Origin of the sequence: Paraburkholderia agricolaris, from assembly GCF_009455635.1 — a bacterium.
GTDB lineage: Bacteria > Pseudomonadota > Gammaproteobacteria > Burkholderiales > Burkholderiaceae > Paraburkholderia > Paraburkholderia agricolaris.
This window is the reverse complement of sequence record NZ_QPER01000002.1, coordinates 1,933,111-1,945,627: the sequence shown is the minus strand read 5'-3', so window position 1 is coordinate 1,945,627 and position 12,517 is coordinate 1,933,111. Positions and strand designations below refer to the sequence as shown.

The 12,517-nt window shown below is 61.2% G+C and carries 11 protein-coding genes; 7 read left to right on the top strand and 4 right to left on the bottom strand.

Features of this window, described 5'->3' with window-relative positions; genetic code table 11:
- Positions 1-53 precede the first annotated feature (53 nt).
- The 5 genes from GH665_RS30075 (at position 54) to GH665_RS30055 (ending at position 7,173) form a co-directional block, all read left to right on the top strand.
- Positions 54-1,202 carry a porin gene (locus GH665_RS30075; protein WP_153140825.1) on the top strand — a complete coding sequence of 383 codons (1,149 nt, stop codon included), beginning with the start codon at positions 54-56 and terminating at the stop codon, positions 1,200-1,202.
- Positions 1,203-1,396: 194 nt separating this feature from the next.
- On the top strand, positions 1,397-2,959 hold the full coding sequence (locus GH665_RS30070; protein WP_167531031.1) for a methyl-accepting chemotaxis protein: 1,563 nt from the start codon (positions 1,397-1,399) through the stop codon (positions 2,957-2,959).
- Between the two features lie 182 nt (positions 2,960-3,141).
- On the top strand, positions 3,142-4,539 hold the full coding sequence (locus GH665_RS30065; RefSeq protein WP_153140824.1) for an MFS transporter: 1,398 nt from the start codon (positions 3,142-3,144) through the stop codon (positions 4,537-4,539).
- Positions 4,540-4,745: 206 nt separating this feature from the next.
- Positions 4,746-6,380: a methyl-accepting chemotaxis protein gene (locus GH665_RS30060; protein ID WP_153140823.1), complete on the top strand. Its 1,635-nt coding sequence runs from the start codon at positions 4,746-4,748 to the stop codon at positions 6,378-6,380.
- Positions 6,381-6,639: 259 nt separating this feature from the next.
- Positions 6,640-7,173: a cupin domain-containing protein gene (locus GH665_RS30055; RefSeq protein ID WP_153140822.1), complete on the top strand. Its 534-nt coding sequence runs from the start codon at positions 6,640-6,642 to the stop codon at positions 7,171-7,173.
- Positions 7,174-7,272: 99 nt separating this feature from the next.
- Here GH665_RS30055 and GH665_RS30050 read toward each other — a convergent pair whose 3' ends face one another.
- The gene (locus GH665_RS30050) at positions 7,273-8,592 is read right to left on the bottom strand and encodes a cation:proton antiporter (RefSeq protein ID WP_153140821.1); all 1,320 of its coding nucleotides are present in this window, start codon (positions 8,590-8,592) and stop codon (positions 7,273-7,275) included.
- Positions 8,593-8,712: 120 nt separating this feature from the next.
- The gene (locus GH665_RS30045) at positions 8,713-9,876 is read right to left on the bottom strand and encodes an FAD-dependent oxidoreductase (RefSeq protein ID WP_153140820.1); all 1,164 of its coding nucleotides are present in this window, start codon (positions 9,874-9,876) and stop codon (positions 8,713-8,715) included.
- A gap of 53 nt (positions 9,877-9,929) precedes the next feature.
- Between GH665_RS30045 and GH665_RS30040 the strand changes: the two genes are divergently transcribed.
- Both GH665_RS30040 and GH665_RS30035 read left to right on the top strand, forming a co-directional pair.
- A complete protein-coding gene (locus tag GH665_RS30040; protein WP_153140819.1) occupies positions 9,930-10,394 on the top strand; it encodes a MarR family winged helix-turn-helix transcriptional regulator in 465 nt (154 codons plus the stop codon).
- Positions 10,395-10,419: 25 nt separating this feature from the next.
- Positions 10,420-10,755, top strand: coding sequence for a YbjQ family protein (locus tag GH665_RS30035; protein ID WP_153142367.1), 336 nt, complete (start codon positions 10,420-10,422; stop codon positions 10,753-10,755).
- 46 nt (positions 10,756-10,801) lie between these two features.
- On the opposite strand, the gene GH665_RS30030 is transcribed toward GH665_RS30035, so the two are convergent.
- Both GH665_RS30030 and GH665_RS30025 read right to left on the bottom strand, forming a co-directional pair.
- Positions 10,802-11,845 (bottom strand): 2-dehydropantoate 2-reductase, encoded by a 1,044-nt coding sequence (locus GH665_RS30030; protein ID WP_153140818.1) that lies wholly within the window; start codon positions 11,843-11,845, stop codon positions 10,802-10,804.
- Positions 11,846-11,965: 120 nt separating this feature from the next.
- A complete protein-coding gene (locus GH665_RS30025; protein ID WP_153140817.1) occupies positions 11,966-12,427 on the bottom strand; it encodes a GNAT family N-acetyltransferase in 462 nt (153 codons plus the stop codon).
- Between the last annotated feature and the right edge of the window lie 90 nt (positions 12,428-12,517).

Here is a 12,517-nt window from a genome sequence, read left to right as displayed (position 1 = left end):
CGGGGATCGCTTTATCCAACGAAATACGCAGGCAAAGAGCAGGGGAGAATTAGATGAAGAAGAGAAATGCCGTTAGTCTTTCGGGACTTGCTCTCGCGGCAAGCGCGGTATGTGCGCCGACGGTGGCCCATGCGCAAAGCAGTGTCACCCTGTACGGGATTCTGGATGCCGGCATCACGTACGTGAACAATGCCGGGGGCGCACATCAGTTCAAATTCGACGACGGCATTTCCTACGGCAACCGGATCGGCTTTAAAGGCGTAGAAGATCTGGGCGGCGGTTTGCAAGCGGTCTTCGTACTCGAATCGGGTTTTCACCTGGGCAATGGCCAACTGGGATTCGGCGGTGCTGAATTCGGACGCCAGGCTTACGTGGGTATCAAGAACGGCTGGGGCACTTTCTCGTTCGGCAATCAGCTCGATATGACGGAAGAGTTCGTCTACCTGTACAACATTTCCGCATGGGCGAGCGGTTACGCGATTCACCAGGGCGACTTCGACCGGATGAACGGCGACCGTCTGCCGAATTCAGTGAAGTTCCTGTCGAACGATTTCTCCGGCTTCACCTTTGGCGGCATGTACTCGTTCGGCAACACCGCTGGCGACTTCCATCAGAAGAGCGCATGGAGCGTCGGCGCGCATTATGACCACGGTCCGTTCAACATGGGCCTCGCGTATACGCAGTTGAACAATCCGTACGGTATCTATGGTTTCGACCCGTACGCGATGATCGGCACGCGAACCTTCCTCGGCCAACCGACCGTGTCCGTCGATCCGGCCACGGGTGCTGTAACCGATCTGTATAGCGCGTCGGCATTCCCGGTGGATAAGCAAGGTGCGTTCGCGGTCGGCGCCGCCTATACGATCGGCAACCTGATGCTCTCGGGCGACTTCACCTATACGACGATCAAGGGCTTCGGGCAGACTTCGCATATGCAGGTGTATGAAGCGGGCGCGTCGTATAACTTCACGCCCGCGTTGTCGCTATACGGCGGCTATCAGCACACGAGCTTCGAAGGCAATCACTGGAACCAGGGCTCGCTCGGGTTGCATTACCTGTTGTCCAAACGTACCGATGTCTATGTTTCCGGCGACTATCTGCGCGCCTCGAATGGCGTGAACGCGGTGATCGGCTACAGCTTCGCACCGTCGACGTCGAATACGCAATCCGACGTGCGGATCGGCATGCGGCATTCGTTCTAAGGGTTTTCAGCGGATTGACGCGGGCGGCTTCCCGGATGGCGGGAGCCGCCCGCTGTCGTTTCGGCGGTCAATGAGGTGGCCGCCGTTATGCATCCGCGTTTTCCTTACTCCAGAAATCCGGCCGCGCGCCGATATGCAGCCAGCCACCGCGAATCGATCGCGTCTTGTCGGGCGGAAAGTATCGGGAGAATGGAGTGAGGCGTCTCAGTTTGAACACCAAGTTATGGCTGGCGCTGCTGATTACGTGGCTGGGCCTGCTGTTCCTGGGCGGCTGGGCCGCGTGGGAGTCGCGTGAAAGAACGATGGCGGATCGTCAGAGCGCAGTTCGGAACGTTGTGGAGTCGGCGGCCGGAATCGTTGCGGATTACGCCGGGAAAGTCGATGCTCACCAGTTGACGCTCGAGCAGGCGCAGGAGCAGGCAAAGGCGAGACTTTCCGTCATGCGCTATCCGGGCAATGGTTACATGATCATTACGACGGCGCACCCGGTGGTCATCATGCATCCCGTGCTCGCGGACCTGCGGATGAAAGACGTCAGCGACTACAAGGACACGGACGGCAAGCTGCTATTCGTGGAGATGGTGAAAGTCGCGCAGGCACAGGGCCAGGGTTTTGTACGCTATATGGGCCGCTTGCCCGGCAAGCCGGACCGGCTGGAGAAAATCAGCTTCGTTAAACGGTTTGTCCCCTGGGACTGGTATCTGATCTCAGGGGTATACGTCAACGATATCAATGAGGCATTCAAGGCCGATCTGCTGCGCTACCTGATCGTCGTTCTGTTGATCGGCGCCCTCAGTTCAACGGCACTGATCCTGATCATCCGCAATGTGACGCACAGTCTCGGTGGCGATCCGGTGTACGCGGCCGCTGTCGCCGAGCGTATCGCGAACGGCGATCTGTCGCGCGAGGTAGCGTTGCAGCGGACAGACGCCGACAGCATGTTGTCGGCGATGGAGCGGATGCAGCGCCGTCTGGTGGACACGCTGCGCGCCATTCGCGGGGGAACCGAAACGATTACCGTGGCGGCGCAGCAGATCGCGGCCGGCAATCAGGATCTCTCGGCGCGCACGGAACAGCAGGCAGCGTCGATCAGCGAAACCGCCGCCACCATGGAACAACTCACGGCGACCGTGAAGCAGAACGCGCACAATGCCCACGAGGCCAGCAGGATGGCCGCGGACGCGTCCAGTATCGCGGGTGAAGGCGGCGTTGCGGTGCAGCAGGTGGTGACGACGATGCAAGGCATCGCGGCCAGTTCGTCGCGCGTCGTCGACATCATTTCGGTGATCGAAAGCATTGCGTTCCAAACCAACATCCTGGCGCTCAACGCCGCGGTGGAAGCGGCCCGCGCGGGCGAGGAGGGCCGGGGGTTCGCCGTCGTGGCGGGCGAGGTGCGCAATCTGGCGCGCCGCAGCGCGGAAGCGGCGAAGGAGATCAAGTCTCTGATCGAGGATTCGACCGGCAAGGTGGATAGCGGCAAGCTGCAGGTTGAACGCGCGGGCACCACGATGGCGTCGCTGGTCCAGTCCGTCAGGCGCGTAACGAGCATCATCGCGGAGATTTCGTCGGCATCCGAGGAGCAAAGTCGCGGCATCGAGCAGGTGAACGTGGCGATTGCCCAGATGGACCAGACGACACAGCAGAACGCCGCAATGGTCGAACAGGCCGCCGCGGCCGCCCAGTCGATGCAGGAGCAGGCGCAAAGCCTGCGCGATGCGGTCAACGTGTTCCAGTTCTCGCACGCGGCAACGGACTGAGCGCTCCTGTGGACCTGCGCACATCTCGGTACTGACACGCATTGCGTCCGCTCGTGAATATGTGCGAGATTGCCGTCCAGATCCCGGCGATGAATCGAGTTGCGGACCGGTTGCCGCAGCCTTATACGAAAGTGCCGGGATTTCAACGCCGATGGTGCGGATAACGCAAAGCGAGAGATCCTATGTCCCAGCAGAAAGCAGCCGAAATTGCCGCGCGGCTCGACCGTTTGCCGCCATCGCGCACCATCTGGACGATGGTGATCCTGATCTCGCTTGGCGGCGTGTTCGAGTTCTACGACCTGTTCTTTACGGGTTACGTTGCGCCGGGTATGAACGAGTCCGGGCTTTTCAAGCCTGAATCGCTGGGATTTCTCGCCTCGCTTCAACCGCTGGCCGTGTCCGGCTTTGGCACCTTCGTGTTCGCGACGTTCGCCGGTCTGTGGGTCGGCACGCTGATGTTCGGTTATGTCGCCGACCGGTTTGGCCGCCGCCTGATCTTCACGTGGTCGCTGATCTGGTACATGGTGTGCACGATCATCATGGCCTTCCAGTCGTCCGGGCTGGGCCTCGATATCTGGCGTTTCGTTGCCGGAATAGGTATCGGGGTCGAGCTGGTGACCATCGATACTTATATTTCCGAGCTGATTTCAAGCGGGCAGCGAGGCCGCGCCTACGCCGTCAATCAGTTCATCACGTTCTCCGTTGTGCCGGTGGTGGCATTCCTTGCCTTCGCCTTGAAAGGCACCCGGCCGCTAGGGCTCGACTACTGGCGCGTCGTGATCCTGATTGGCTCGGTAGGTGCAATCGTGGTCTGGATCCTGCGGCGCCACATTCCTGAAAGTCCGCGCTGGCTGGCGCGGCATGGAAAGGTCGACGAAGCCGAGCGCATTGTCGCGGATATCGAGCGCCGCGTGGTCGCGGAGAAAGGCATTCAACTCGCCGCACCGCAGGCCGTCATGCCGGAGAGTCAGGCGGCAGGCACGTTGGGGGAAATTTTTACGTCCCAGTATCGCCGCCGCACGATCATCCTGTCGATTTTCAACATGGCTCAGGTGATCGGCTTCTACGGCTTCGCGGCGTGGGTGCCGACGCTGCTGATTCACCGCGGTATTCATGTGACTGCCAGCCTCGGCTACGCCTTCGTCATTGCCATTGCCAACCCCTTCGGCCCGCTGCTCGGCACCTGGTTTGCAGACCGGGTGGAACGCAAGGTTCAGATCATTGGCGGTCTCGTCGTCATGGGCGTGGTGATTGCGGTGTTCTCGCAAGCTTCCGAACCCTGGCTGCTGATTGCGCTCGGCGTTCTATTCACGCTGTCGTCGAACATCATGTCCTACGCGTACCACGGTTACCAGGCCGAGCTTTACCCGACTCGGGTTCGCGCGCGCGCCATCGGGTTCGTCTACTCGTGGAGCCGGATTTCCGCGGCTTTCGCCGGTCTTGCGATCGGGGTTTTGCTGCACGGCTATGGCGTACCCGGCGTCGCGGTCTTTATCGGTATTTCGATGATTGTCGCGATCTGCATGATTCTGCTCGGACCGCCCACTCGCGGGCTGGCTTTGGAGGCGATTAGTCACTGAGTTTCGGGCACTTTCCTCCTGGAGGGGCATCCCTGCGTCGTCTCGCGGCGTTCGCCAAGGGTTTGTCTCTAGACATATCCGCACCGCCCATGTCGATAAACAGATCGGGTAGCCGTGTTCAGGCAACGGCTCGCCGGTCCCTGGGGCGCAGCAGCACGGCCGTAACGAGACCTGGGGCGAACCCTCGATAGCGTTGTGGAGCGTGCATGCACCGATTCAGTTTCACGCAAAAGCTCTGGCTGCCTCTGATCGTCAGTCTGATGGCACTCCTCGTGGTGTCCGTGTCGGCAGCATGGTTGTCCCGTCAGACCCGCATCGAAGAGCGCAAGAACGATCTGGTCAACGTCGCGCATGTAGGGCTCAGCATCGTGAAGGAATACGCGACACTTGCGCAGAGCGGCGCGCTCCCCGAGGCGGATGCCCGCAAACAGGCACTCGAGCGGCTGCGCAATATCCGCTATGGCGAAGACGGTTATTTTCTCGTGATCGATTCCAAACCGCGGATGGTCATGCATGCGATGAAACCCGCATTGAATGGAAAAGACCTGGCGGGGGCCGCCGATGCCGATGGCCGCCATCATTACGTGACCTTCGCTTCGGTCGCGCAGGCGCCGAACGGTGGTTTCGTCGATTACGTGTTCCCGCATCCACACGATCCGGCCAATGCAGCGGTCGACAAGATCGGCTATGTTGTGCGATATGCGCCGTGGGACTGGATTATCGCTACGGGCGCTTATGTGGACGATATCGACGCGGCGTTCAAAGAATCGCTCTATCTCGTGGGCGGTATATTTGCCGGACTGGCGGTGCTGCTGTCCACGCTGGTCTCGTTGACCAACCGCAGCATCCAGCGCACGATCGGCGGCGATCCGGCCTATGCGGTCCAGGTGGCCGGCGAGATCACGTTGGGTAACCTTGCCATCGACATCGACACCCGCCGGGCCGACGATTCCAGTCTGCTGCATGTCATGCAGAGTATGCGCGACGGGCTCGCCGACACGATTGGACAGATCAAGGACGCCGCCAGCAAGGTGGCGATGGGCGCGGGTGAGATTGCCGAGGGCAACGCCGATCTGTCCGCGCGTACCGAGAATCAGGCCGCCTCGCTCGAGGAAACCGCTGCCAGCATGGAGCAAATGACCGCGATGGTCAGACAGACGGCCGAGAACGCTCAAACGGCAAGTGAAATGACGGCGAATGCGGAGGAAATCGTCAATCGCGGTGGCGAGATGGCAACGGCAGCGGCGTCGACCATGCAGGAGGTGTCGAGCGAATCGCACAGGATGGTGGAGATCATTTCAGTGATCGAGGGCATTGCATTTCAGACCAATATCCTCGCACTCAATGCCGCGGTAGAGGCGGCGCGGGCAGGAGACGAGGGACGCGGTTTCGCTGTTGTGGCCGGTGAAGTGCGTACGCTGGCGCAGCGCAGTGCGAGTGCAGCAAAAGAAATTCGGGTTCTGATCAATCGCGCGGTGGGAAAGGTGCAGAACGGCGTTGAACTCGTCGATAAAACCGGGCAGACAATCGAGGCTGCGCGCGATGCGATCGCGAGAGTGTCAGGGGTCGTACACGAGATCACGGCGGCCGCCAAAGAGCAGAGCGCCGGCATCAATCAGGTCAACATTGCTGTTACGCAGATGGATAGCATGACGCAGCAAAACGCCGCGCTGGTCGAACAGGCAGCGGCAGCGGCGCAGTCGTTGACCGAGCTGGCGCAACTGCTGCATGTCTCGACAGATAAATTTCATCTGCGGGAAGCGCCTGGCGGGGTAAGTCGGCCGGAGATGAAGGTTCGGACGGAAAGCCGCGCGTCGCGCGGGCTGTCGGCGGTGTCATGATTGCGGCGTCACGGCACAGGACGTGCTTCGCATATTGGCAAACCACGCCAGCGTGAGTCCTGCGTTCTGGGCTGCGCTCTGGCCGGCGCCTTCTCAGGAGAGAAGGGCTGCATGACAAACGCTCACGAGTCCGTGCCCGCAGCGCGTCAGCGTTTGTAAATGATGCGCGCAGCGATGTAAGGTTTTCCGCCGAGGTTCGTCGTGCATCGTCGAGCAAGACGATGCTTGCGGGCACACAGCTTCGCAAGCAGGGAGTCATATGCGATACGAGCGGCAGATAGAACGGGGATATTACGAAGCGTTCACGCTGGCGCCACGCGACTGGGTGCCGAACAACAGCAAACTCGCCGTAGCGATATACCGAACGGCGATACCGGGTGCAGGCGGCGATCTGGTCGCCGAATTCGAAGCGCTTTTCGAGCATAACCAATGGCCGCCGCAATGGCGCGACGGTATCTTCGACTACCATCATTTTCATTCGACCGCGCACGAAGTGCTGGGCGTCGCGTCGGGTTCGGCCGATGTCATCATTGGCGGCCCGGGCGGATGCGTGGTCACCCTGCATCCGGGCGACGCGCTGCTGCTGCCTGCCGGCACCGGACATTGCCTGCAGGCGTTCAACGGCAATCTGCGCGTGGTGGGCGCGTACCCGGCGGGGCAGCAATGGGACATCAGGCGCGACAAGCTGACCCCGGAAGAACTCGCTGCAATGGAGTCGCTGCCGTTTCCGCCCAGCGATCCGGTGCTGGGTGAGCGTGGTCCCGTTATCGAGCAATGGCTCGGCATGGCTTGAGCCCACAAGTCTTACGGCGGTCTCCCCGGAAAGAGCGCGACGCGCTGGAGATCGCGCGGCAGGGAAGGATTTCGCGAGATGGCAACGGACGCTAATCACTCAGCGGGTCACACCACGCAAACGCTGATACCAGTTCATCAACGGCGTTGCGGAGACACCGTGCACGATCACTGACGCGGTTACCACCGCCAGTGCGAGTGGCACGAGAGGCAGCACGTCGGCGCGCGGGCCATGTTCGAGTGCGTACGCGAGGTAGTAAAACGAGCCGATCCCGCGAATCCCGAACCAGCTCATCAAGCGCCGCTGCGCGGGTGAGGCCGGTGAGCCGATCAGCGACGCTTCGACGGCGAGCGGCCGCACAAGCACAAACAATACGACAATAAGCGCCGCGCTCGACCAGGTGAAGAGCGCCACAGGGAGCGACGAAAGGACGTTGCCGATGATCATCATCGTGGCCATTTCGGCGATCCGTTCGAGTTCGATCGTGAAGCCCAGCACCGATTCGGCGATATATGCATGCGCTTTGCGCGGATGCGCGGCAGTCGCCTGGATATCGCCCGGATCGACGGCCCCGATGGCGGCGGGTGCCGAGCGCTTGCCGCTCGCGCGGTGTTCGGCCCGGCGCATCGCGACACCCGCCGCGAACACGGCGAGAAATCCGAACGTGTGGAGCAGTTGCGCAGCGCCGTACGAGAGTGCGATCAATCCAAGCGCAAAGAAACCTTCGAGGCCAAGGGCCTGGGCGTGATGAGTACGCAGCCAGGCTACCGCGTGCGTAGTCGTCCAGCTCAGCAGTGCGCCCACGGCTATTGCGCCGACGATACCCCATACCGTCATGCCCAGAAAACCGATCGAAAACACCTGCTCGACGCCTGCTCGCGGGTCTGAACACAGCGCGAGGCCGGCGAGTACGAACGGTAGAGCGACGCCGTCGTTCAGACCGCCTTCACCGGAGAGTGCGAAGCGCACCCGGTCGAGATCGCCGGAATGGCGGACTTGCACATCGTGCGCAAGCACTGGATCGGTCGGCGCCAGAATGGCGGCAAGCAGCAGCGCGGGTCCCCAGCCAAGCTTCAATATGCCGACGCCAGCCAGCGTCAGGAGCGGCACGGTGACGATCATCGCGAGCAATCCGAGCCGCAGCGGCAGGCTCCACATCGCGTCGAGCACCGGCACCCTCAAGCGTAAGCCGATCGCGAACAGCGACACCAGCAGCGCGATCTGCGTGAGGATGCGCAGCAGGGCGGCGTCGTGGGGAAGGGACAGCGCAAGCAGCCCGACGCCTGTCGGGCCGAGCACGAAGCCAGCAGCCAGATAGAACATCGCCGTGCTGCATGGCAGGCGCTCGAACATTGAACTCGCAATGCCCATGGCGACGAAGATGCCGCCGGCGATCAGAAAGGACGCTGTCTCGTGCATGCCGCTGAACCAGGATGGTCGTGTCAGCGGTACGCGCAATGCCTATGCCTGGGCTTTATTCGAGTAATCGTAGCGTCGCAAAGCTTCTGCGAGGCGAGGGGATAGCAGATCTACGGCTGCTCAACTGCCACCGGTGAGCACGCCGGATTCTGTCTGGTGACGACGATACATTTCGAGCGTCAGCGCTTCGGCGTCGTGTGACAGAAACGTCGCGGCGCCTTCGGCCGAACCTTCGGCGGACTCGACGACACGCACGAACATCAATGTTTCATACTCCGAAATAGCGTCGTCCCACGATGAGTGCGTAGCTAGCAGCCGCGCAAGTTCGGCCGCGTCGAGCATCGCATTGTTCACGCCTTCGCCACCGAATGGCGACATCACATGCGCCGCATCACCGATCAGCGTGAGGCCAGTGCGGTGCGTCCAGCAATGCCCTACAGGCAGGGCATGAATCGGCCGTACGGCAAATTGATCGTTGCTGGCGCGAAACAGATCCAGGATGCCGTCGGCGAAGCCCGCGTATTCGCGTATCAAGCCTTCCCGGACCGCTTTCGGCGAGGTGAAATCGAAGCGCCGTTCCACCCAGCCAAGCGGAACGCGGAAGATCGCGTAGCCGCGCAAATGCGCGTTACCGTTGCGCTGGACGATCAGCCCCTTGCCGTCGCTTTCCACGCCCATCTTGCCGCGACCGACCAGGCGCGCCAGAACGGGATGAGAGCGGTCGACGTCGTCGATGCCGAATTCGACGAAACACAGACCGCTATATTGAGGCATGTATGGCGACAGCAGTGGCCGTACGCGTGACCATGTGCCGTCGGCACCGATCACAAGATCGAATGGACCTTCAATACCGGCGTCAAACAGCAGGTTCCAGCGTCCGTCGCCATTGTCCAGTACTTCGCGCAGCGGCCGGTTCCACTGAACCATGCCGTCCGGCAGGGCACCGAGCAGCATGGCGCGCAAGGCCGTGCGGTCGACCTCGGGGCGATTCCCGCTCGCGGTGTCGGGATCTTCAAAAAGTACCTGCCCGTGTTTGTCTAGCAGACGTGTGCCTTGATCCTCATAGCGGGCGAACGCCTGGAATGCATCGGTCAAGCCGGCACGTTGCAGCGCCAGCAGACCGGACTCTTCGTGCAGGTCCAACGTGCCGCCTTGCGGTCGTTCGAGCGGATGCGTGTCGCGCTCGAATATCGTGGCGGCAATCCCTTGAAGATGAAGCAGACGTGCAAGCGTGAGTCCCGCGGGCCCACCGCCGACAATGGCAATTCTGGGGTTTGCATTCATGAGAGATTTCATTAATATAGGCACCTATGCAATATATATAGGTACCTATTGATATGTCAAGCGAATCGCACGCCGAAGATCCGGGTCGGCCCATGAGGCTGATCGGCCAGGTGTATCGAAGCTTTGCGAGGCTGGTCGACACGCCGCTGCGTCAGTTGGGGTTTGCTTATGGCCAGTTGCCCGTTCTGGTGACGCTGAAAAAAGCCGGCGCCCTGTCTCAGGCAGAGTTGGCGCGTACGGCGCAGGTGGAGCAGTCCAGCATGGCGCAACTTTTGAGCCGGATGGAACGCGACGGGTTAGTCAAACGCGTGCCCGATCCGGCCGATGGCCGAAGCAGGCTCATCTCGCTGACTCCCCATGCCGCGAAGCAGATGCCCAACGGCAAGCGGGTCATGGACGAGGTTTGCGAAACAGCCTTGAGCGGCTTTACTTCCGAAGAACGAACGCAATTACTGGAGTTGTTGCTGAGGATCGACGCTAATCTGGAACGGTCGCTCATCGATAGGGATAATGGCTGATACGCAGACGTATCGGGAGAGGGCGATGATAGAACGGCATAGGGTTACAACAGCGTTTGAGCTTCCGGGGCACCGGATCGAGCGGTCCTTCGGCGTCGCTCGTGGGATCGTCGTTCGGTCCCGATCCATCGTTGGCTCGCTTGGCGCATCGCTGCAGACAATTTTCGGCGGCAACATCTCGCTGTACACGTCGCTGTGTGAGCGAACGCGGCAGGACGCTTATGAACGGATGCTTGCCCAGGCCGCGGAGTTGGGGGCGAACAGCATCATCGGCATGCGATACGACGCGACCGAGATTGCGAGAGGTATTACTGAGGTGCTGTGTTACGGGACCGCAGTCGACGCAACCGTGCTGGACTGACGCGTATGTGACGGGCGAGGCTGACGGCCCGGACACGCGGTTATGTTTAGCGCGCGGCGTGCCGTAGCGAAGAGACGCCCGCTGCAGCCCGCATCTGGGTCAGCAGCGCTTCGCCCGACCATGACGGCCGCAGGTCGCTTCGCTCGGCCTCGCGCACGAGCTCGCATAGCCGTTCGTTCACCGGCGCCGTCCGGCCAAGGCGGTCAGCGAGGCGCACGACTTCGCCATTGATCCAGTCGATTTCCGTGGTGCGGCCCGCGGCCAGATCGTCGGACATCGACGAGCGCGCGAGCGGATCGATCGTCAGCATCGTGCGGCCGAGCCGTTCGAACAACGCGTCAGGCACGCCGAGAACACGCGGTATCCAGGTGGCGGGAAGCGGCGTCACTTTGGCCGGCCGTATGTTGGCCAGCTTCAGAAGCACGAGTGCTTCTTTCTGCGCCATGCCGAGGCAGATCCGGTAGGCGCGCTGCGAGAGTTCCTCCTTCAGCGGCCGGTTGGACAGCGCGTTGATCGCGTTGTTGAGATTGAGCAGCAGCTTGGCCCACTGCACCGGCAACATGTCGGCGTGCTGGATCAGCGGCAGATCTGCATTTCTGAAATCGTCGACGAACGGCTGCAAGGCCGGTGTTTGCCGGACCTCCAGTTTCCCCGCCGAACCTTGATGAAACGCAGCTGGGCTGCGTTCGACAACATTGAATGGCACCATCCCCTCCAGCACTGTGTGATGCGGCAGCGCCGCGCGCAGCACCTCCGCATTACCGACGCCGTTCTGGAAGCTGACGACCACGGCGTCCGGACGAAGCACGCTCGCCAGTTCCACCGCGGCGGTGGGTGTCGCGGCGGACTTGACGGTCACCAGCACGAGGTCGGCTGCGGCTGCCTTTACTGCCTGCGTGGATATGTCGATCCGCTCTGGCGGTACGAACCAGTGTCGATTGTCGTAGTGCGACAGGGTAATGCCTTGCTGCTGCAACAGATCGGCGATACGGGCACGCCCGACAAAATCCACCTCGCTGCCGGCGGCAAGCAACCGTCCACCGATATAGCAACCAATGGACCCCGCGCCGTAGATACAGATTTTCGCCATGTAGATTCTCGAGTGATCCGTCCGATTACAACAGAATCGCTACAGGAAGCGAGTCGTGGCAAGTACTTTTCTCTGTCACCGGGCAGTCGGTGAGTGCCGGCATTGACCGCATCGGCGTCGTCAATCCGCCCCGCGTGAAGGAAGTGGGGGAACCAGAGCTTTCTTCATTGATGGCGCGGCGTGTAGCACATAGTTCTCGCGCTCATAGAACGGAATGGCGTCCGGCCGCGCGTCAAGAAAAATCGCGCTCATACCGCGAGCACGGGCGTCGGCTTCGGCATATTCCATCAAGGATCGACCGACGCCGCTCCCTCGGCCCGCCGCATCGACCACGAGGTCATCGATATGCAGATGCGCCCCGCGCGCCAGAGTGTGAACGGGCCGCATGCCCATTACCCCGACAATCTTCCCATCATCGAATGCGGCCACAAGCTCATAGCCCGAATGCGATTGCCGGCCGGCTCGCTCCATGAATTCGGCCTCTTCAAGAGACCGAAGTTGAGTGATGACAGGGTATGCGTGCATCCATTCCGGTGGCGATAGTCTTCTAATTTCCAACCTGCTGCGGCTCTGGTCAGTCATGGCTCAAGTCGATCCTCACTCGAAAAAATCAGATTGTTGCATGGAGCATGCGTAGCGAGGTTTTTTGATGGGGGTGGTGGACGTGGAGGT